This window comes from Rothia sp. P4278 (genome assembly GCF_048512945.1).
Taxonomy (GTDB): Bacteria; Actinomycetota; Actinomycetes; order Actinomycetales; family Micrococcaceae; genus Rothia.
The window spans coordinates 17,943-38,886 of record NZ_JBLXXU010000005.1; the positions used below are offsets into that span (position 1 = coordinate 17,943).

Annotated in this window: 18 protein-coding genes; 14 read left to right on the plus strand and 4 right to left on the minus strand. The window is 54.8% G+C overall.

The features are described 5' to 3' along the window. The first annotated feature begins 12 nt into the window (after positions 1-12). Complete coding sequence (locus ACN085_RS09305; protein WP_419111364.1) at positions 13-1,065, plus strand: hypothetical protein; 1,053 nt, start codon at positions 13-15, stop codon at positions 1,063-1,065. 85 nt (positions 1,066-1,150) lie between these two features. Here ACN085_RS09305 and ACN085_RS09310 read toward each other — a convergent pair whose 3' ends face one another. Further along, positions 1,151-1,744, minus strand: a complete 594-nt coding sequence (locus tag ACN085_RS09310) for a M23 family metallopeptidase (protein ID WP_419111365.1) — start codon at positions 1,742-1,744, stop codon at positions 1,151-1,153. 507 nt (positions 1,745-2,251) lie between these two features. On the opposite strand from ACN085_RS09310, the gene rpsB reads away from it, so the two are divergent. The 12 genes from rpsB to dxr all read left to right on the plus strand — a co-directional run bounded on the left by rpsB (position 2,252) and on the right by dxr (position 14,313). Next, positions 2,252-3,064: a 30S ribosomal protein S2 gene (gene rpsB, locus ACN085_RS09315; protein WP_419100218.1), complete on the plus strand. Its 813-nt coding sequence runs from the start codon at positions 2,252-2,254 to the stop codon at positions 3,062-3,064. Positions 3,065-3,178: 114 nt separating this feature from the next. Beyond that, the gene (gene tsf, locus ACN085_RS09320; RefSeq protein ID WP_419100217.1) at positions 3,179-4,009 is read left to right on the plus strand and encodes a translation elongation factor Ts; all 831 of its coding nucleotides are present in this window, start codon (positions 3,179-3,181) and stop codon (positions 4,007-4,009) included. A gap of 180 nt (positions 4,010-4,189) precedes the next feature. Further along, positions 4,190-4,930, plus strand: coding sequence for a UMP kinase (pyrH, locus tag ACN085_RS09325; RefSeq protein ID WP_419111366.1), 741 nt, complete (start codon positions 4,190-4,192; stop codon positions 4,928-4,930). A 288-nt stretch (positions 4,931-5,218) separates the two neighbouring features. Continuing rightward, a complete protein-coding gene (frr, locus tag ACN085_RS09330) occupies positions 5,219-5,776 on the plus strand; it encodes a ribosome recycling factor (protein WP_419100215.1) in 558 nt (185 codons plus the stop codon). A 6-nt stretch (positions 5,777-5,782) separates the two neighbouring features. Further along, complete coding sequence (locus ACN085_RS09335) at positions 5,783-6,628, plus strand: phosphatidate cytidylyltransferase (RefSeq protein WP_419100214.1); 846 nt, start codon at positions 5,783-5,785, stop codon at positions 6,626-6,628. Positions 6,629-6,657: 29 nt separating this feature from the next. After that, positions 6,658-7,299: a DivIVA domain-containing protein gene (locus tag ACN085_RS09340; protein ID WP_419111367.1), complete on the plus strand. Its 642-nt coding sequence runs from the start codon at positions 6,658-6,660 to the stop codon at positions 7,297-7,299. Between the two features lie 135 nt (positions 7,300-7,434). Further along, a complete protein-coding gene (locus tag ACN085_RS09345) occupies positions 7,435-7,809 on the plus strand; it encodes a DUF485 domain-containing protein (RefSeq protein WP_419111368.1) in 375 nt (124 codons plus the stop codon). Between the two features lie 92 nt (positions 7,810-7,901). Continuing rightward, positions 7,902-9,455, plus strand: a complete 1,554-nt coding sequence (locus tag ACN085_RS09350) for a cation acetate symporter (protein ID WP_419100245.1) — start codon at positions 7,902-7,904, stop codon at positions 9,453-9,455. A gap of 183 nt (positions 9,456-9,638) precedes the next feature. Next, positions 9,639-9,905, plus strand: coding sequence for a GlsB/YeaQ/YmgE family stress response membrane protein (locus ACN085_RS09355; RefSeq protein WP_419100211.1), 267 nt, complete (start codon positions 9,639-9,641; stop codon positions 9,903-9,905). 183 nt (positions 9,906-10,088) lie between these two features. Then, positions 10,089-11,909 (plus strand): ABC transporter ATP-binding protein, encoded by a 1,821-nt coding sequence (locus tag ACN085_RS09360; RefSeq protein WP_419111369.1) that lies wholly within the window; start codon positions 10,089-10,091, stop codon positions 11,907-11,909. Positions 11,910-11,993: 84 nt separating this feature from the next. Further along, positions 11,994-12,992, plus strand: a complete 999-nt coding sequence (locus ACN085_RS09365; protein ID WP_419111370.1) for an alpha/beta hydrolase — start codon at positions 11,994-11,996, stop codon at positions 12,990-12,992. 19 nt (positions 12,993-13,011) lie between these two features. Further along, entirely contained in the window at positions 13,012-14,313 is a 1,302-nt protein-coding gene (dxr, locus tag ACN085_RS09370) for a 1-deoxy-D-xylulose-5-phosphate reductoisomerase (protein ID WP_419111371.1), read from the plus strand. A 1,245-nt stretch (positions 14,314-15,558) separates the two neighbouring features. Here dxr and pflA read toward each other — a convergent pair. From pflA to ACN085_RS09385, 3 genes are all read right to left on the minus strand, one after another. Beyond that, the gene (gene pflA, locus ACN085_RS09375; protein ID WP_419105377.1) at positions 15,559-16,440 is read right to left on the minus strand and encodes a pyruvate formate-lyase-activating protein; all 882 of its coding nucleotides are present in this window, start codon (positions 16,438-16,440) and stop codon (positions 15,559-15,561) included. A gap of 6 nt (positions 16,441-16,446) precedes the next feature. Beyond that, the gene (gene grcA2, locus ACN085_RS09380; protein ID WP_419100206.1) at positions 16,447-16,698 is read right to left on the minus strand and encodes an autonomous glycyl radical cofactor GrcA2; all 252 of its coding nucleotides are present in this window, start codon (positions 16,696-16,698) and stop codon (positions 16,447-16,449) included. Between the two features lie 115 nt (positions 16,699-16,813). Continuing rightward, positions 16,814-18,934 (minus strand): pyruvate formate lyase family protein, encoded by a 2,121-nt coding sequence (locus ACN085_RS09385; RefSeq protein ID WP_419100205.1) that lies wholly within the window; start codon positions 18,932-18,934, stop codon positions 16,814-16,816. A 609-nt stretch (positions 18,935-19,543) separates the two neighbouring features. Between ACN085_RS09385 and ACN085_RS09390 the strand changes: the two genes are divergently transcribed. Continuing rightward, on the plus strand, positions 19,544-20,893 hold the full coding sequence (locus ACN085_RS09390; protein ID WP_419111372.1) for a M50 family metallopeptidase: 1,350 nt from the start codon (positions 19,544-19,546) through the stop codon (positions 20,891-20,893). Positions 20,894-20,944 lie beyond the last annotated feature (51 nt).

The following is a 20,944-nucleotide window of genomic DNA, read 5'->3' on the forward strand; positions in this document are numbered from 1 at the left end:
TAGGAACTTTCTATGTCCCCTGACAAGCAGCTCGCTGAGAAGACCGCTGTGGTCTCGCCAGCCTCATCCCACCGTTTTTCAAGCCTAATTCGCAATGAGGCAGGAGAAAATCTTTCCTGGCCCAGCATCTTTGCCGGTGTTATCACCTTCATTGCACTTAGCGTTCTTTTTTCCCTCGTTGGCGTTGCTATCGGCTTAGGCGGGGTGGACTTCACCTCAGATAATCCCACGCAGGGTGTAGGGACTGGCCTACTGGTGTGGTCCATTTTCTCACTGATTCTTTCTCTGGCCGCAGCAGGTTTTATTTCCGGCCTGACGGCAAGCCGCGCTGGTTTAATCCACGGCTTCCTGACCTGGGCACTTGGTCTGATCGTTGCCCTGGTCATGATTTCCACCTCCGTTACTAGCGCCTTTAACACCCTCGGCAGTGTCGTTGGGTCCGTAGGATCAGGCGTTGCCAGCGCTAGTGGCTCAGCTGCTGACCTGCTCGGGGATGCCGTTGATCTTCCTAGCGGAGATGAACTGGCCGTCAAGGCATCCGGTCTGAGCGATGATGTCGTTAAGGCACTCAAAAAGACCCAGATCGAAGAGCTCCAGCCTGACTACCTCAACAACCAGCTCCAGGAATCACTGACCGACCTTCAGAACGCCGGTAAGCGCGTAATCGTCGACGGCGAAGACCTGGGCACTGTTACCGACGACCTGGGTAAGAAGATTACCGACCGTGCTTCTAAAATTTCTGATGGTATCGACAAGGACGAGATCGTTGCTGAGCTTAGCCGCAACACCGATCTGACCCCCGCAGAAGCTCAGTCAGCAGCTGACAACATCGAAAAGTCCTTCAAGGAAGCCAGCACTAAAACTGAGCAGGCTCTTAATGACATCTCAGATCAGCTGGATTCTGCTGTAGAGAAGAGCGCTCAGATTGCTGAGGACGCTAGCAACCAGGCAGCTAAGTACTCCCTGTGGGCCTTTGTGGGTCTGCTCCTTGCAGCTTGCATCACCTCCTTCACCGGTCGCTTAGGCGCTCGTATGGCTAGCTCAACTGCAATGCAGAGGAACTAGACTATAGGCCTGCGGTGCTCTAGCTATTGAGCCACCTTAGCCTTACTCAAAAGCTCCGGGCCCACTGGCCCGGAGCTTTTGGCGTCTAGGCCGCGAAGTCACTCCCGATGGGTAGTAGAATACTGGGCTCCTCCAACCCCAGTAAGAGGAGCGGGTTAATGTAGCCCATGCCGTGAGCTGCAGTGGATTGAGTGCTCATCGGCTCTCGGACACCCCAGTGCAAACAATGGCCTTCCGGGCAGTGCTGAATAAGCGGGTCAAGGCGGGCGATAGGATCTCCGGCGGCTACAGTGGCGCCGACAGGTAGCGGGTCGGTGATCGGTTCAAAACTTGACCTGCGGCCATCGGAGTGTTCCAGTGTTATGACCTGCCGGTCCACTACGGTGCCCGAAAAGACAACCGTCCCTGCTGCCGGAGCTAGAACCTTTCCGTCAGCTTCTAAAGCAAGGTCTACCCCTCGGTGCCCGGCGCTCCACTTGGCGGCTGGCTTCTCAAAAGCCTTCACCACCGTCACTTGGCCCGCTAGCGGTGCCTGCCACACGGTGTTGCCTGCCCCCGCACAGGGACTAGAGACTATGACCCCTAAGAGGGCACACAGACAGTAGGCCAGCCACTGCCAACCCGACCGTAAGTAGATAGTTCTGAATTCCGGCTTGCCGCGCGGTGCACAAAGAATCACGGGCTATAACCTCCCTAGAAGAAGCACCCCTTACCCCCGGTACCTGCTCCCTAGAAGTAATCCGATATCTACCACTGGAAAACTGCCGCCGCAAGCCCCCAAACCCCTGTGCTTAAAGCTCAAAAATGCGGTATAGTCGTAGATTGCAGTTTGCCGTTTGTCACCCCGCCCTGAGCGGAACACAAAACGGTAAGGGGAAGCCTTTTTACATGGTGACTCCTCCGCTGAAGCCTGACAGGTTAACCTGCCCGGCATTCAACCGGATCTGACGTCGCGTAACACCCAGCAGCTCACCCGAGTTGATAAGGAACTTTCGGTCCGGCCCTCATGGGTCGGTGAAGGTCCGAGAATCAGCCGCCGCTCCAGCGGCTGAATCGGGGCGTTACCAGGGGAGCGAGGCAAGAGCCTCATAGGCTCCACATGTAAACCGATAACTACTATGCACGGTGCGCGGTTAGCCTGGAATCAGGGGCCCGCCCGGCACTTACCTCAATATAAGGAGACGACATGCCCGTCGTAACTATGCGCCAGCTTCTCGATTCAGGTGTCCACTTTGGTCACCAGACCCGTCGCTGGAACCCCAAGATGAAGCGCTTCATCTTCACCGAGCGCAACGGCATCTACATCATCGACCTGCAGCAGTCACTAGCATTCATCGACCAGGCATACGAAGCTGTTAAGGCAACCGTTGCCCACGGAGGCACCGTTCTGTTCGTTGGTACCAAGAAGCAGGCTCAGGAAGCCATCGCTGAACAGGCTACCCGCGTGAACATGCCCTACGTTAACCACCGCTGGCTCGGTGGTATGCTCACCAACTTTGCCACCGTTTCAAAGCGTATCGACCGCATGAAGGAACTTGAGCAGATCGACTTCGATGATGTCGCAGGCTCACAGTTCACCAAGAAGGAACTGCTCCTTCTGCGTCGCGAACACGAGAAGCTGGAAAAGACCCTCGGTGGTATCCGTAACCTGACCAAGGCTCCTTCCCTGGTCTGGATCGTAGACACCAAGAAGGAGCACCTCGCTGTTGACGAAGCCAAGAAGCTCGGCATCCCCGTTGTAGCTATCCTGGATACCAACTGCGACCCCGATGAGGTTTCCTTCCCCATCCCCGGCAACGACGACGCTATCCGCTCCGTCAACCTGCTGACCCGCGTTATCGCCGATGCAGTTGCCGAAGGCCTGCTGGAACGCGAAAACAAGAAGGCCGGCAAGTCAGCTACCGCTTCCGAAGAGCCCATGGCTGAGTGGGAACGCGAACTGCTGGAGCAGCACGAATCAGCTACCAAGGCTGAAGCTCCCGCTGAAGAAGCTAAGTAAGACAGCATCATAGAGATAACGGCACCCGCCCACATTCGGTGGGTGCCGTTCTTTCACCCCGGCCCCCGGGGACAATAGATTTATCCCAATCTGTTCAAACACCAAGGAGTTCACATGGCGAACTACACCGCAGCAGACATCAAGGCTCTGCGCGAAAAGACCGGCGCTGGCATGCTCGACGTCAAGAAGGCTCTCGACGAGGCTAACGGCGACCAGCAGAAGGCAATGGAGATCATCCGCGTTAAGGGCCTCAAGGGCGTTACCAAGCGCGAAGGCCGCGCCACCGCTGAGGGCCTGGTTGCCGCTCGCGTTGAAAACGGCGTTGGCTTCATGATCGAAGTTAACTCAGAAACCGACTTCGTTGCTAAGTCCGAGCCTTTCATCAAGTTCGGTAACGATGTTCTCGAAGCCGCTATCGCAGCAAACGCTTCTACCCTGGATGAGCTCAAGGCAGCTTCTTTCGAGGGTAAGACCGTTGAGGAGCTCACCACCGAAGCAGGCGCACTGCTTGGAGAGAAGATCGTTGTTCGTCGCGTAGCACGCGTTGAAGGTGAAAACGTAGCAGTTTACCTGCACAAGACCTCCAAGGACCTGCCCGCGCAGGTTGGCGTTCTGCTGGCTGTCTCCGGTGAGAACACTGACGAGGTCGCTCACGATGTCGCTGTTCACATTGCGGCTATGAGCCCCAAGTACCTCAACTCAGACTCCATCTCCGCTGAGGATATCGAAGCTGAGAAGCGCGTTGCCGAAGAAACCGCTCGCGGTGAAGGCAAGCCCGAGCAGATCATCCCCAAGATTGTTGAAGGTAAGCTCAAGTCCTTCTACAAGGAAAACACCCTGCTCGACCAGGACTTCGCCAAGGATTCATCCAAGTCTGTTGCTGCAGTTCTGACCGAAAACGGTGCAAGCGCAACCGCTTTCGAGCGTTTCCGCGTCGGCGCCTAAAGCCCGCCACCGGACGGTGCCCCAACCTAAGCCTGTAAGGGCATGTGATTGAGCACCAAAAATGCCCTGAACAAAGGGGAGCCCCCGCAAGGAGGCTCCCCTTTGCCGTATGCTAGAAGAAAAGCGTGTATCCAACCGGGTACCACAAAAAAATTTTGACTATTTTCAGGGAGGGCCCTCATGACAGAGGCAACCAGCAAGATCCACAAGGACGACACCGGTAGGCGTCGCGTCCTGCTCAAGCTCTCTGGCGAAGTCTTTGGCGGCGGAGAAGTTGGTATTTCCACCGAGGTCGTTCGCGGAATAGCAGAGCAGATTGCATCAACTATCGGCAAGGTTGAGGTTGCGGTTGTTGTGGGAGGCGGAAACTTCTTCCGCGGTGCTGAATTGTCTGAAGCCGGCATGGACCGTTCTCGCGCTGACAACATCGGTATGCTCGGTACAGTTATGAACTCCCTGGCCCTGCAGGATTTCTTGGAGCAGGCCGGCATCGATACCCGCGTTCAGTCAGCAATTTCCATGCAGCAGGTCGCAGAAAACTACATTCCCCGTCGCGCCATCCGCCACATGCAGAAAGATCGCGTGGTCATCTTCGGTGCCGGTGCAGGCCTGCCCTATTTCTCCACCGACACCGTCTCTGCTCAGCGTGCACTAGAAATCCACGCTGACGAGGTCCTGGTCGCTAAGAACGGTGTGGATGGTATCTACACCGCCGACCCCAAGAAGGACCCCGCTGCTGAGCGTCTCTCCAAGCTCACCTATGATGAAGCTCTGCTACGCAACATTCGGGTGATGGACCAGACCGCCTTCTCCCTCTGCAAAGATAACAAGGTCACCATGCGCGTCTTTGGGATGCAGGGCGAGGGCAATGTGGCTCGTGCCATTCTCGGCGAGGAAATCGGCACCCTGGTCACCGCATAGGTTGGCCTCGAATGATTCCGTGCGCTCTTGCAAGCTCAACCCGCTTCCGCGCACTCCATTCGGCGAGCAAATCGGCACCCTGGTCACCGCATAAGGTGGTGGCCGCATAGGGGTCAACCAACACAACCTACGGGGGGCACCTGCTTGATAGCAGGTGCCCCTTGCCTTAAGCAAAACCAAAAATACCCACCCTACAATTCGCTCCCTCTAGCTTATGCCCACTAGACTAGGAAGAGACTATATAAGCGCCCAGCCACGGAGGCTAGGCACAATCAAAGGACACACGAGATGGTTGAAGAAACCCTGCAAGAAGCTGGCGAGAAGATGGACAAGTCCGTCGAGGCCCTCAAAAACGAATTTGCCTCAATCCGTACAGGCCGGGCCAACCCCGCACTCTTCGCCAACCTAACCGCTGATTACTACGGTTCGCCCACCCCCCTCCAGCAGCTCGCATCCTTCCAGACCCCCGAAGCGCGTACTGTTCTCATTACCCCCTACGATAAGAGCGCCATGGGTGCTATCGAAAAGGCTATCCGTGACTCTGACCTCGGTGCCAACCCCGCCAATGACGGCAACGTTGTGCGCGTTGTTATGCCTGAAATGACTGAGGACCGTCGTAAGGAATACATCAAGCTGGCAAACCACAAGGCCGAAGACAGCCGTGTTGCCGTTCGTAACGCCCGCCGCCAGGCCAAGACCGCCCTGGATAAGCTCGTCAAAGACGGCGAAATCGGTGAGGACGAAGGCAGCCGCGCTGAAAAGGAGCTTGACGCACTGACCAAGAAGCACACCGACCTTATCGATGCCCTGTTCAAGAGCAAGGAAGCTGAGCTGCTAGAGGTCTAAAACGGTATGACTGTTCAATCTCAAGAACAGCAGCCCCGGGCCTCAAAGGCCGGTAGGAACCTGCCCGCTGCTATCACTGTTGGCCTGGTAATGGGCGCTCTTATAGCAGTGGGCTTGTTCATTTCCCCTCTTGTTCTTGTTGTATCGTCAGCTTGCGCAGGGGCAGTAGGCACCTGGGAGGTTTCTAACGGCCTCAATCAGAAGCGGGGTATGGGCGTACCCATTATCCCCGCTGTGGGTACCGCTTTCTTCATGCCCTTTGCCGCCTACTACGGGGGAGGGCAGTGGCTTATTTTCACGGTTGTTGCCTCTATCCTTATCTTGATTGCATGGCGGCTGGTGGGGGAGCGCGACGGCATGATTATGTCGATCATGGGCTCCATCTTTGTGATGTCCTGGGTGCCCTTCATGATTTCACTTGCTCTCCTGCTCTACCGGGAAGACTCCGGGCCTGCAAAGGTCTTCATGATCTTGCTCATGGCTATTGGTAATGACACTTGGGGGTATATCGCAGGTGTCAAATGGGGTAAAACCCCTATGGCTCCCAAAATTTCTCCCAAGAAGACCTGGGAGGGCTTTGCCGGCTCCATGATTGGGTCAATGGTTGTTGGGGTTCTCTGCACTTTCTTGATTGATGAACCCTGGTGGTATGGGCTCATTGTTGCTTTCTTTTTGGTCATAGCCTCAACTGCAGGCGATCTAGGCGAGTCGATGGTCAAACGCGAAATTGGTATCAAGGACATGTCGAATATCCTGCCGGGGCACGGTGGGGTCATGGACAGGCTCGATTCGATTGTTTTTGCCATTGCTATCGGGTATGTCATTTTCTCGGTGCTGGGCGTCCTCTTCTAATAGCATTTGCTCGACAGATATAGGGAGTTATGACAGTGAAACATCGTGCACAGAGTGCTGCCCCGCAGGTGGATTCCAAACCCGCTGCAAAAAAAGCGTCGAACAGTGCTTTTACTCTGGTCGGACCCAAAGAAAATGGCTACCGCACTGCTAGCGTGGACGCTTTCTTCACTCGGCTTGCCGATGACTATGAGCTCATGCTGACCGGTGCCCAGCTGAGCAAAGATGTGAATACCTCTCGGACTATTCGCGGGGCTGTCTTTGAAGCAGAACCCGGTGGATACTTGCCCGCGGAGGTGGACCGTGCGCTGGACCGGGTCGAAGACCGATTCTCTGAGTTGGAGCGTCGTCTCTACATTCAGAAGTACGGGCAGACTACATGGAACGATGCGATTGCGGAGTTGCGCCTGCTTCTGCTGGGGCGGTTGCGCAGGCCCGATGGCGAGCGGTTCCGCCGGCCCTCCAAGCGGCTGACCAAGGGCTATTTTGTCAAAGATGTTGATGCTTTGTGCCACCAGCTGATGGAGCATCTCAAAGGCCAGCATCAACTAATACCGGACGATATTCGTGCGGTTTCTTTCACAGCCGCTACCGGCGAACTCAGCTATGAAGAAACGCAGGTTGATGCTTTTTTGGACCGTTGCATTGAGTATCTGCAGGACACCCTATAGAAAGATCAGCTACTAAGCTGGCATAAGGCGGGCGACCCGAAAACATTTCGGTGAGCCCGCCTTTTTTGACCCGCCTACTTGTGTGTAACCCACATTACATACTAATGTGTTCTCAGTTACACAAAGGAGGTAGTGATGGCCCACTCATCACCAGAATCTGGCCAGTCCCTTGTCGATGCCGAACACGTCGACTTTAGGGCGGCTCAGAGCAGTGACAGCTTCAAGGAGCTACGCAAAACACACCGGTCGTTTGTTTTCCCTATGACCGTGGCCTTTTTGGTCTGGTATCTGCTCTATGTCATCTTGGCGGTCTACGCACCCGGTTTTATGGCAACCAAGCTGGCTGGAAACATCAACGTAGGCATTGTCTTTGGCCTCTGTCAGTTCGTGACGACTTTTGGAATTACCGCTTTGTACATCGTCTTTGCCAACACAAAACTAGACCCTCGCTCTAGCCGCCTACGCAAGGATATTGAATCCGGCGATTACGCCCATACCAAGGCATCGTAAGGGGAATATAACAAATGACTTCTTCACTAACTGGCGTCGTGCAGGCCGCCGATGCAGCGAGCACCCAGGTGGTTGGAACTCCCTGGATTAATATGGTTGTCTTTGGCAGCTTCGTACTGATTACTATGGTGGTGGTTCTGAGAGCTTCTAAGAACAATAAGACTGCCGCCGACTACTACGCTGGAGGACGTTCCTTTAGCGGCACCCAAAACGGCCTAGCTATCGCCGGTGACTACCTTTCAGCAGCCTCCTTTCTGGGTATTGTTGGTGCTATCGCTATCCAGGGCTATGACGGCTTTCTATACTCCATCGGGTTTCTGGTTGCTTGGCTGGTAGCCCTCCTGTTGGTAGCTGAGCCCTTGCGCAATACCGGCAAGTTCACCATGGCCGATGTTCTTTCCTTCCGTCTGCGTCAGCGCCCGGTCCGTATCGCGGCCTGCATCTCGACTCTCGCTGTTACCCTCTTCTATCTGCTGGCTCAGATGGCCGGCGCCGGCGCTCTAGTGTCTCTTCTGATGGGTATTAGCTCCAAGGCCGGTCAGTCACTGGTTATCGTCGTTGTGGGTGTCCTGATGATTGTGTACGTTCTCATCGGTGGCATGAAGGGTACGACCTGGGTTCAGATCATTAAAGCTGTCCTCTTGATTAGCGGCGTTGCTGTCATGACCGTCTGGATCCTGGGTATCTACAAGTTCAACCTCTCTGATCTGCTCGGTGGTGCTGTTGAGGCCTCCGGTAACCCTAAGATGCTTGAACCGGGCCTCAAATACGGTAAGAGCGATTTGACCAAGCTGGACTTCATTTCACTTTCGCTGGCCCTGGTCTTCGGCGCTGCTGGCCTGCCCCACGTGCTCATGCGCTTCTACACCGTCCCCACGGCTAAAGAGGCCCGTAAATCAGTGGTCTGGGCTATCTCCCTGATCGGCCTGTTCTACCTCTTTACCCTGGTGCTGGGCTTTGGTGCTGCTGCACTCGTTGGTTCTGAGGCAATTAAGGCAGCTCCTGGTGGCGTGAATTCAGCGGCTCCGCTCATGGCCTACGAGTTAGGTGGCTCCTTGCTGATGGGAGTTATCGCGGCGGTAGCTTTTGCTACCATTCTCGCGGTGGTCGCTGGTCTAGCTATTACAGCCTCGGCCTCCTTCGCCCACGACATCTACACCAACGTTATATGTAAGGGGCAGTCTGATCCTGCCAAAGAAATCAGAGTGGCTAAGACGACTGTGGTGGTTATTGGCTTGCTGGCCATTGCCGGTGGTATTGGGGCCCAGGGGCAGAATGTTGCCTTCCTGGTGGCGCTTGCTTTCGCAGTGGCTGCCTCTGCTAACCTGCCGACCATCGTCTATTCCCTCTACTGGAAAGGCTTCAAGACTCGTGGCGCTCTGTGGTCCATGTATGGGGGTCTTGGGCTCTCCGTAGTTCTGATTATCTTCTCCCCGGTCATGTCCGGTGCTGAGACTTCAATGATTCCTACCGCCGACTTTGCCTGGTTCCCTCTGGCTAACCCCGGTCTTGTCGCTATTCCTGCGGCCTTCCTGCTGGGTTTCCTGGGGTCGCTGGGTGGTGAGAAAGAAGATGTTGCAACCCAGGCTGAGATGGAAGTTCGCTCTCTCACCGGTGTAGGTGCCGAAGGTGCTATTGACCACTAGCCTAACCTGCTTGATTTAGGCTGAAAGTCCCGTTGGCTTACCGCTGACGGGACTTTTCTGCTGGGATAGTTGTAAATAACACTATCACCCTACTTATTTTTATCTTGATATTTGATATAGAATAGGTAATGCTTATCCTTGCGGCTGATCATAGTCGCTAAGCAAAATATAGAAGTAGGTAACATGATTCTTTCCATCATTAGCTGGATTGTCCTCGGTCTGATCGCTGGCGCAATTGCCAAGCTCATCATGCCCGGTAAGCAAGGTGGCGGTTTTGTCGTCACCACCGCCCTCGGTATCGTGGGCGCTATGCTGGGTGGCTTCCTGGGTAGCTTCCTGCCCTTCCTTTCCGATGGTGTCAATGGCTTCAGCCTCGGCTCTGTCTTTACAGCAGTCGTTGGCGCGCTGATCGTACTCTTCATCTACCAGAAGGTAGTAGTTAAGAAGTAGCACACTTGAGAGGGCGGTAGCCCCTGAAGCAGAACCCGGTGGTTTTCCGACGACGGATACCACCGGGTTCTTTGTGCTTGAAGCCTACCGATGCGTGAGCAAAAAGGCAGGTCAAGCTCAAGTAAATCACCGGTATCAGCGCTAGGGTAGTGGTGCACCACCAAGACAAGGAAGAGCCATGCCATGAAAAGTATTACCAGAATTATAGGAGCTACCAGGGAACTCTGGCCTTTCTTCCTGGGAATCGTGCTCTGCGCGGTTCTTACCTCTGCGGCCTCACTACTTGCTCCCTTTATCATCTCCGGGGCAACCGATACCGTAGTCAATCACCTTAAGGGCTCAGCACCCACAACCGGGGCGATAATCGTCTGGTTGGCGGCGGCATACCTAGCGGCTCAACTGGTGAGTGTACTTACCACTAACCTTGGAGGTTACCTGGGAGATATCATGAGCCAGCGCATGCGCACCATACTTTCGGTGCGCTACTACGAGAAGCTTCTTTCTTTACCCCTGCCCTATTTCGACTCGGAACTGACCGGCACTATCATCGCTCGCCTGAACCGCTCTATTGCCGAGGTCACCCAGTTCGTCAAGACCATGTCGAACACCTTTATCTCCCTGGTACTTACTACAGTTTCGGTGATTGTGATTAGCTCCCTCTACTACTGGCCACTGGGATTGCTTCTCATTCTTATCTTCCCCGTCTACTTCTGGCTGACCAGTAAAACCAGCAGCAAATGGCAGGTCTGGGAGGGCCAGAAAAACCAGAAAATCGATCTTGCATCAGGCCGTTTTGCCGAGGTCATCGGTCAGATTCGTGTCGTTAAATCATTTGGGCAGGAAGAGCGCGAACTGACTCGCTTTAAAACTCTCTTTAGCGATACCATCAGCTTGACCGCCACCCAATCCCGGTTCTGGCACAGCATGGACGTGGCCCGACTGAGCTTTCTAAACCTGATCTTTTTCGGTCTCTACCTGCTGATTTTCCTGCGGACCCTGGCCGGTGATTTTTCCATTGGTGACATGGTGCTACTCATTCAGCTTCTAGCTATGGCGGTTGCTCCCATCAATTCTCTGTCCTGGATCGTTGATAGCGCCCAGCGAGCTATTACCGGATCCAAGGACTACTTCGATGTCATGGAACGAGAATCGGACCCCCGAGCTTTAGCAATTACCCGTGAGGGGGCACCGGAATACACTCAGCCGGCGGCTATCACTGCATCTGAGGGCCAGGAACTGGTTCGCTTTGAAGAGGTGAGCTTTGGCTATGACGGCGAAGAGGATGTGCTACACAAGATCGACCTGAGCGTCAAGCGCGGTGAACGTATTGCGTTCGTGGGCGAATCCGGCGGCGGTAAATCAACGCTCATGTCGCTCCTAGAAGGCCTCTATGACCCCCGTACTGGTTCGGTAACCGTTGACGGTATGGATATGGCTGGCAGTGACCTGACCCAGGTTCGTTCTTTAATCGGCATGGTCTTTCAGGATCCCTCCCTGTTCTCGGGCACTATTGCCGAGAACATTTCCTACGCACAGCCGCAGGCCAGCCGGGAACAGATTATTGAGGCGGCTATCAAAGCCAATGCCCACGAATTCATCACCAAGTTTGCCGATGGCTACGACTCGCTCATTGGTGAGCGCGGACTCAAGCTCTCAGGAGGGCAAAAACAGCGGATAGCCATAGCTAGAGCAATCCTCAAAGATGCTCCCATCCTCATTCTTGATGAGGCAACCAGCGCCCTGGACACCAAGGCCGAGCGTGCTGTGCAGAAGGCCCTGGAGGAGCTGATGCAGGGGCGTACTTCTCTTATTATTGCCCACAGATTGTCAACTATTGCACGTGTAGACCGCATCGTCACACTTAAGAATGGGCAGATCGATGAGATCGGCAGTCCGGACCAACTAGCAGCTTCAGGAGGTATCTACGCAGAGCTACTTGAGTTGCAAAACAGCGGAGGTAAAACCATAGCTAAGAAACTAAAAAACTTCGATATTATTGGGTAGCATCAAAAAGATAGTCCCTGCTGAAGGCCCTAAGACCTCTGCCAGGGGGCCTGAGCGACGTCTTCCATGATACGGGGTAGGGGAATGAAAAAATTTTTGCTGGTCTTGGGGCTTGCCACCGCCGGTCACTGTGCTTACTGGCATCGGAAAGCACAGAAACAGGTTAACCCTCAGTTCTGGGGCCCGCGGCTCTATCTGGCACCCCTACAGGGCTTCTACGCAAGTCTTGGCTACCTCTTACCTGAGCCCCAGCGCAACTACCTCCGGGTAGCTCAACCTGTAGCGGGGGTTAAAGTTGAGCGGATTGAGCTGTCTTCCGCTGGGGTAATCCTCAGCTCCTTTCTCAACCTCCCTGCACAGCGTCAGTCCGAAGGTGCTGTGCTCTTTATTCATGGTGGCGGACATCTTTTATCAAGTGCGGGACCTGCTCAGACTTATGCTAGTGCTCTGGCGCGAGATCTTGGTGTTCCCGTCCTCAACGTTGAATACCGTAACGCTGGTGAGGCACCTTTCCCAGCAGACTTAGATGACTGCTATAAGGCTTTGCAATGGTTGCAAGCCTCAGGGCAGAAATATGGCTTTGACCCTTCATTGATTGCTGTATGCGGCCAGAGCGCAGGCGGGGGACTGGCTGCCTCCTTAGCTCAGCGGGCCTTGGACGCAGGCAACCCTCTCAACTTTCAGGCCTTGATTTACCCCATGCTCGATGATCGTACTACCGACCGATCAGATAGGCAGGGGCGCGGCACCTATGCCTGGACCCCCCTGGATAATAAGATCGCCTGGAACACCTATCTTGGTGGGCAGGCAGGAGCTCCCTCACTGCCTGCCTATGCAGCACCAGCGCGCAGGCAAAACCTGGCTGGCCTCCCTCCAGCCTGGATAGGTGTCGGTGACCAGGACCTTTTTTACCCGGAAGGGTGGGACTACCATCAGCGCTTATTGCAGGCCGGCGTGGAGAGCAAATTTCACCAGGTGCAAGGTATGTACCATGCGGCTGACATGATTTTCCCTGAGAGCCAACTCATCCGTGATTTTTATTCATCCATGCTCAGTGCGCTCAGAGCCTCTTTCGAAAACTAGTATGTGAGAAAATGAAGCCATGCGATTTGGTTCTAGTCAGTCCCACCCAAGCTCAGCTTGGGCCCTCACTGATCAGCTAAAAGATTTTCTGGCGCAGGGGCGTACCGTCACCCTCCTGGGGTCAACCGGATCTATCGGAACTCAGGGCCTACAGGTGATTGACCACCTCAACGCTTTAGCGGGCGCTGAAAGCGGGTCAGACGGTGCCCCGGTTCGTGTGCAGGCTTTGGCCGCGGGTGGGCGTTCGGTCGTTGCTCTGGCTGAGCAAGCTGCCCGTCTGCGGCCTCAGCTGGTGGCAACAAGCGGTGGGGAAGATGCTGCTCGCACCCTGCGTGAGGCTCTGGGAGCACTTGCACCGGGCTACGCCCCGCAGATTGAATGGGGGCAGGATGCCGCTACCCGGGCATCGGAAGCTGGTGCCGATGTAGTGCTCAACGGTATTACCGGCTCTATCGGGCTCAGGCCCACCCTGGCCGCCCTGACGGCTGGCTCTCAGGTTGCCCTAGCTAATAAAGAGTCGCTGATCGCTGGCGGTGAGCTGGTCAAAGCCGCCGTTGATGCCTCACCCCTGGAACAACCCATGGTGCCGGTAGATTCGGAGCACTCGGCACTCGCCCAGGCACTTTCAGCCGGGAGCGACCGCGAAATTGATCGACTGATTCTCACGGCCAGCGGTGGGCCTTTCCGGGGTATGAGCTACGAGCAACTGCGGGAGGTCACTCCGGCCCAGGCCCTGGCTCACCCGACCTGGGATATGGGCCTGGTTGTTACCACTAATTCGGCGTCTATGGTCAATAAGGCTCTTGAGGTTCTTGAAGCACATCACCTGTTCGGTATTGACCTTGACCGTATCGATGTGACTGTTCACCGCCAGTCCATCGTTCATTCCATGGTGCAGTTTGTGGACGGCTCAACCATTGCTCAGGCTTCACCGCCGACCATGCTCTTGCCGATTGCCCTGGGCCTGACCTGGCCCCACCGCATCCCTGGTGTGGCTCAGCCTTGCGACTGGACCCAGGCCAGCCAATGGACCTTTGAGCCACTGGATAAGACAGCTTTCCCAGCTGTAGAGATCATTAAAGAGGCAGGCAAGCGCGGCGGTACCTTCCCGGCTGTTTTCAACGCAGCTAATGAAGAGGCCGTTGCAGCCTTCCACGCCGGGAAAATTCGTTTTACCGACATGATTGAGACTGCCGGCCGTCTCCTGGATGAGCATGCCCAGTCAGCTTGGTGCGCTGAAAGCGGCTCCCTGACCCTTGAGACAGTACTAGGGGCGGAGAGCTGGGCTCGTACCCGCGCCCATGAGATTCTGGCCGATTAGTTCTCTGCCACACCTGGCTTGGTATATATGAAGAAACCCTGCAAAAATGGGGTCGGCACCAGGCAAAAAGCAGGTGCCGACCTTGAAAGTATGCATATCGCATAAGTTATTGGTGGGTTGCAGAGCCCTACCTGGGTTTTAGAGAGTCGTATGGGAGCATCAACACTAATGTTGAAACCCCTGGCTAGCTCTTGACGCTGTACTCGATGCATAAAACTGGGCAAGAATACGAGCTCGTGAGGTACTCATTACTTGAACAAAAACTATGGGGAAGATTCCGACTCTCATTACAAGACCTTCGATATTTCTTCACCGTAAGGCCAGCCGATGATAACTATCACAAGAAAAATGATAATGAACCCCAACAGAAGATAAAATATTTTATGATTTGTATTCATATCATTTTATCAAAATTGGACTGAACACGAATTATCACCAACACTAACACCTTTATTGTGCCCAATAAGCCTCGCACACTGAGTGTGTCCCCGTAATTCGTACCCAAGTGGCCTAAAAGAGAAATAATTGTTAGCTACCATTCGTGCGCTTACTGTCCCATAGATACCTGAAGATGGTTTTGAGCTTGTGAGAAACCACCCCGGCATATGCGTTTGCCCCCAATGGTTAGTTACAGTGCTACTGGTAATCCGGCCACTTGCATAGCACCATTTACCCTCGACCGTCGTCGTAAACAAAAGATTACCGAATACATTATTCTGATAGCTTTGAATGGATGCATTCCAACAACCGGACATTGGTGTAGCTCTCATCAAGGAGGGTGCAGCAATAAAACTTGATGAATTTTCACTGGCGACTGCTGTAAAGTCTTCAAAAAATCGACGCTCATCCACCGTCAGGGAATCCAGAGGGTCTTTTGATGTTCCTGAGTTTACTATTTCCTGGTAAATAGCGTTGTTTTTTCTTGAGGTGAGAGAGGAAGCGTTAGCCAGCGATATGCTAAGAGTTGACAACGACAGGGCGAGTAAAAGAATGAGAAAGGAATTCGCCGTGGTGTGCATAGAATTTCCTTACGCTTGGAGATTTCTTTATGAAATCTGCTTGGGTTAGGTGCCTAAAATTCTAAGCGATGAGGTGAATCCTAGTCAAGAGATTTTTATAGAATTTTTGCAATAATATTATGATGGTTTAATTCGATGCGCATATAAAAACCCACCCCTATCTTCCCTCTGAAAACGAAAAAAGGGGTGACGCTCTTTTTATGCAACATTCATGCCCAAAAGACGGTTAGTAGACGGCGAGCCCGCGTGCCCGGAAGATATCGCGGGCCGCTTCGGTGTCTTCGCGGCTGGGGGGCTTCACATCGGCTAACTGGTAGTCATAGCCCAGGGACTCCCATTTGTCGGTGCCCATCTGGTGGAAGGGCAGAACCTCAACCCGCTCCACGATGTTGCGCCAGCGGCAGACGATATCGGCAACCTTCTCGATATTGTCCGGGTCATCGGTGTAGCCGGGGACCAGAACAAAACGAATCCAGGTCTTAATACCCAGCGCTGAGAGCCGATCCCCAAAGTCAATAGTGGGTTGGAGAGCTCTTCCGGTAAGTTTCTGGTAGACCTCTTCAGAACCAGATTTAACATCGAGTAAGACCAGGTCAACGTTTTCAAGGAACTGGTCTGTTGCGTGAGCACCCAGGAACCCGGAGGTGTCAATGCAGGTATGAATACCCAAAGACTTGGCGCTCATGAGGATATTCTCAGCAAAGGGGCGTTGCATGAGCACCTCACCCCCGGAGATAGTAATACCGCCACCGGTAGCTTTAAAGATTTTGCGCATGCGCTTAATCTTCTTCATCAGATCTGAGGCCATGATGGGCTGACCGTCCTTCATCTTGAAGGTGTCAGGGTTATGGCAATAAAGGCAACGGAGCGGGCAACCGTTCATGAAGATGGTCATGCGGGTGCCCGGGCCGTCAACAGCTGTCACCAGTTCCCAGGAATGGATAGAACCGAGCTGGCCCTCGCGCATGAGCTTAATCTGGGCAGAGCGCTCCAGCTCCGTCATCTCACCCAGGCCCCAGGTTCCAGCCCCAGAATGCCGGTCCGCCGGCGGAGCAAAAGTTAGCTCGCCGGCGGTATCGGTGACATCGTGTGTGACGTCGAGAGACATAGGAACCTATGCCCCGTGGTGGAAGGTGCGTGAGAGTACGTCTAGCTGCTGCTCACGGGTCAGGCGCACAAAGTTAACCGCGTAGCCCGAGACGCGAACGGTCAGGTTGGGGTAGTTATCGGGGTTCTCCATTGCGTCCTCAAGGGTTTCGCGGTTGAGAACATTGATATTTGCGTGGTAGAGGCCCTTGGGGGCGGTCTTGGTGGCGCGATTTGCCTTCATAGAAGCCAGGCGCTCTTCGTAGGTCTTTACAGCCATGGTTTTCTCCTTAGTGATGAGGTGTTGATAGGGTTGCCACCCCGGTCGAGGGGGCCAACCTGCCGGTGCAGGATCGGCGGGCACCCCTCGACCGGGACACTAAATCTATTGAGTTTTAGTCTTCTTCGGGAATAAAGCCGGCATCGAGGATGCCAACTAGGTTGGTTACCTGCTCGTCCTTGGTGCGGCCAAGACCGTTGGGGGTGATGGTATTAGTTAGGGAGATACCGTCCAGGGCGTCCTCGTAGTCCAGCTTGCCGACCGAGAGCATAGAGGCAACCATGCCGTGGGTGTCCATACCGTTCTCTGGGTTGGCGCCGGGGGAGAAGGGGGTACCCGCACGGTGGCCAGAGGGGAAGGAACCTGTTGCCTTACCGTAGACCACGTTAGAGGTAATGGTCAGAACCGACTGGGTGGGGATAGCATCGCGATAGAGCGGGATAGCCTTAATCTTCTCCATCACGGTGTGAACGATGGTTGCGGCGATATCATCGGCGCGGTCATCGTCGTTACCGTAGGTGGGGAAGTCGCCTTCGGTAATGTAGTCCACAATCAGGCCGGTTTCGTCACGAACCGGGGTGACCTTGGCGTACTTGATAGCAGCCAGGGAATCAGCAACGATGGACAGACCAGCGATACCGCAACCCATGGCACGGATAATATCCGAGTCATGCAGGGCCATTTCGATGGACTCGTAGGCGTACTTGTCGTGGCTGTAGTGAATGATGTTCAGAGCCTCAACGTAGGTGGCAACGACCCAGTCCAGCATCTCTTCGTACTTGAGCCAGACATCATCAAAGTCCAGGGGGCCGTCGCCGGTGACAGGTTCGTAGCCCTCAACAACCTGCTTGCCGGTCATCTCATCGCGACCACCGTTGATGGCGTAGAGCAGAGCCTTAGCGGCGTTGACGCGAGCGCCGAAGAACTGCATCTGCTTACCAATCTTCATGGGTGAGACACAGCAGGCAATGGCTACGTCGTCGCCCCACTGCTCACGAATCTGGGGGTCAGACTCGTACTGGATGGAGGAGGTCTCAATGGAGATAGCGGCGCAGAATTCCTTGTAACCGGCGGGTAGATTCTCGTCCCAGAAGATGGTGATATTGGGTTCTGGGGCGGGGCCCAGGTTACGTAAGGTTTGGAGCAGACGGAAGGAGGTTTTGGTGACCAGGGTGCGGCCGTCGCTGGTGAAGCCACCGTCGGACCAGGTAGCCCAGTAGGGGTCGCCGGAGAAAATCTGATCGTAGTCGATGGTGCGTAGGAAGCGAACGATACGCAGCTTGATGACCAGGGCATCAATCATTTCCTGAGCATCAGATTCGGTAATCAGGCCAGCGGCTAGGTCACGCTCAAAGTAGATATCTAGGAAGCCGGAGAGGCGACCAATAGACATGGCGGCGCCATCCTGTGACTTAACCGATGCCAGGTAGGCGAAGTAGGTCCATTGAACGGCTTCCTGGGCGGTGCGGGCAGGATGGGAAATATCGAAGCCGTAGAGCGCTGCCATCTTCTTGAGACGTTTCAGAGCCTTAATCTGCTCTGAGTGTTCCTCGCGGTAGCGAGCCCAGTGCTCACTGAAGCCACGGTCAGCTACAGCGTCCTTAGCGCGTTCCTTATCGGCAATCAGGTTATCGACACCGTAGAGCGCTACACGGCGGTAATCACCGATGATGCGACCACGGCCGTAGGCATCGGGCAGGCCGGTGATGATGTGCGAGGAGCGAGCCGCGCGAATGCGGGGGGTGTAGATATCAAAGACGGCATCGTTGTGGGTTTTGCGGTACTCGGTGAAAATCTTCTTGATGTTTTCATCGGGTTCCTTGCCAGCTTCGCGGATAGCGGTCTCAACCATGCGCCAGCCGCCGTTGGGCATCATGGCGCGTTTGAGCGGAACATCGGTCTGTAGACCAACGACAACATCGTCGTCCTCAGAGATGTAGCCCGCGGGGAAAGCATCAATTTCGGCGGGGGTCTTGGTGTCTACGTCGTATACACGGTTCTTGCGCTCTACCGAGAGGTAGTTCTTTTCAAGAGTGTCCCAGACACGCAGGGTCTTTTCGGTGGGGCCAGCTAAGAAACTGGAGTCCCCCTCGTAGGGGGTGAAGTTAGCGAAGATGAACCCTCGCACATCGATGCTGTCCTGCCAGGGGCCGGGTGCAAAACCCTCCCAGGCGCTCGCAGAATGTTCGTTGACAAAGACTCCAGCGGTGGCGGGAGCTTCAACCTGTGCGGTCATAAATGGTACTCCTTGTCAGAAGTGACGGTGCGGGCGCACGGGAGCGGGCGCTCGATGATCTTTCACTCTTTGATTGTGGCTTAAAGTGCGGCAAAAATAAAATCTGCATAAAATATGCTTGATTATATTTAATCTGCATAGCTCAGGGTGTTTACCCATGTCAAGTCAAATTTAGGGGTGGCTTCTGGGGGCTTTTGCTGCTGGGCGTGTGACCTAGGGAAAGCATAATTACCGGTTATATAACGCAAGTGTGAAGTTAGGGCATTTTTGACCTAAAAGTAAGGGTGGAAACTACCTCAAAGACGGGGTGGGACCCAGCCTATAAAGTCTGGGTCGTGGCCGTATCTTTACTGCACCCGAGACCCCGTTGAGTAGCCAGGGGGGAGAAGATGAGGGAGAGAGGGAGAGAGCTGTTACCCAAACAGTCTTGTAGCCACAGAATATCTCATAGCACTTAGCGCCCCTATGGGGGGCACAGTAAGTCCGGCGTGTTTTAGGGGCAAACTCCAAGAGGTCTGAACTGGCGGCTCGGATGGGCTTAGCGTACGCTGGCTTGTATCTTTAAATCCGGCTGATTCTAGCCGGACGTCCGGTTTCAAGGAGTTGTGCGTGACAATCTTGCTTTTCCTGGTGGGTGTAGTGCTCATGGCCCTGGGTATTGCCTTCTCTATTGCCCTCCACGAGGTGGGGCACCTGGTGCCCGCCAAGCTCTTTGGTATACGGGTTCCCCAGTACATGATTGGCTTTGGCAAAACGGTCTTCTCTTGGAAACGCGGTGAAACCGAATACGGATTTAAAGCGCTACCGCTGGGTGGCTACATCTCCATGATTGGCATGTACCCGCCCGGTCAAGATGGGCAAAGTGAGGGGCGGGCAGGTGGAACTAGCCCTCTGCAACAGCTAGCCCGCCAAGCTCGCCAGGCTGATGTTGAGCGCATCCGCCCCGAGGACCAAGGCAGGCTCTTCTACCAGCTTCCGGTCTACAAGCGCATCATTATTATGCTGGGTGGCCCCGCCATGAACCTGCTGATTGGGCTGGTAGCTACCACAATTTTGGTAACGGGCTTTGGTTCCTACCAGCCAACCACCGGCATTCAAAGCGTCTCGCACTGCGTCCAAACCCTTGATGCTACTAGGGCTAAGAGCGCTAACTCCGCAGAGTGTGGGGCTGATGATCCGCTAGCGCCCGCTAGTGCCGCAGGCCTCAAGCCCGGTGACACCATTCTCGAATTTGCTGGCCAGAGCGTGACCAGCTGGGAGCAGCTCACTGAACTGATCCGTAGCAAGGCCGAGAAAGAAGTCCCGCTAACCGTCCAGCGCGGTGACCAGACGCTAGAGCTGACTATCACACCCATGCTGACTGAACGCCCGGTAGTTGATCCGCTCACCAGCACTTACCAGACCAACCCCGACGGTAGCTATAAAACCCAGGAAGTGGGCTTCATCGGTATCAGCCCCGCTGCTGAGCTGACCCCCGGCACCGTGGGGGAGGTGCTCCCCACAGTTGGGCAGTCCCTGGAACGTATTGGCGCAACTCTGATTAAGCTTCCGGCCCGCGTCTACGGTGTGGCAGTTACTCTGGTGACCAACGGGGACCGTGATGTAAACAGTCCAGTTTCGGTTGTTGGTGTTGGCCGGATCGCTGGTGATATTGCTGCGCAGGATGAAATTAGCCTGCGCGATAAGGCGGCCACGCTGGTGTCGCTGATTGCCCAGATGAACCTCATGCTCTTTGCCTTTAACCTGATTCCGCTTCTACCTCTGGATGGCGGGCACGTCCTGGGCGCCCTGTGGGAGGGGGTGCGCCGCAAGAGCGCCAAGCTACTGGGTCGAAAAGACCCCGGCCCCTTCGACCCGGTTAGGCTCCTGCCGCTGACCTATGTGGTCGCCGGTGCCTTCCTGCTTATGACCGTCATTCTGGTGGCCGCCGATATCTTCAAACCCATCAGCCTCTTCTAAGCTCGACTGAGCATGCGATACTATCTCCAGGCCTGATAGTGCCCGGCTCAA